The organism is Vibrio sp. 2130-1 (assembly GCF_033339515.1).
On sequence record NZ_JAWOUT010000205.1, the window covers coordinates 1 to 757 of the forward strand.

The 757-nt window shown below is 46.6% G+C and carries 1 protein-coding gene and 1 pseudogene; both read right to left on the reverse strand.

From position 1 onward, the window contains the following. A partial coding sequence (locus R7Q09_RS25210) for an ABC transporter substrate-binding protein (protein ID WP_318143828.1) occupies positions 1-470 on the reverse strand: 470 nt, incomplete at its 3' end. Positions 471-508: 38 nt separating this feature from the next. After that, positions 509-757: pseudogene (locus tag R7Q09_RS25215) on the reverse strand (ABC transporter permease); the annotation flags it as partial.

The window sequence follows — 757 nt, forward strand, 5'->3', positions numbered from 1 at the left end:
ACATCAGCAACCGTTTTGTTGTAATAGTCGTTGTACCAAGGCTCTAAAATGTCTTTCGAGCGGTAAAACTTAAGCATAAAAACAAAATCGTCTGCCGTGACTGGCTTGCCATCCGACCATTTAGCTTGTGGGTTCAGTTTGAAATAAACCGTTTTATTGTCACCCGCTAATGCCCACTCATTGGCTAGCTCAGGGATGAATTCAAGCGTATCTGGGTGGCGAACCACCAACCCTGGAGTTTCATCCAAGATGAAAGAACGTAAACCAGAGTTTGCATCAGGACCAACACTGCGTAGAGTCTGAGGAAAGCTCGACATGAAAGTGCGGTAAGTCCCGCCACGCTTTGCTTCAGGAGAGCCATATTGAGGCTCATCCCAGTTTGTTTGCCAGTTTAAGTCAGTCGGTAGCGTCGCTGACATCGCACCAAAACTTAGGGCGCTTAGCGTGGACGCTAAAATTATTCTTTTCATAAAACTTCCCTTTTTTATGTTTTGCTCACAATGCATGCTTAAACATAGCGTGTGAATTTTTTCGGGTCGAATGCCGCTCGAATCGCTTCACCGATAAAGGTGACCATCACCAGTACCAGTACAATGGACGTCACAACAGACGCCACAATCCATGGAGAGTCCAAGTTGGACTTACCTTGCTGCAGTAACTCGCCCCAGCTTGGTGTTGGTGGCATCAAGCCTAAACCAAGATAATCAAGCGCTGTCAGTGCGGTGATATTGGCGGCAATAGTAAATGGCGCTAAGGT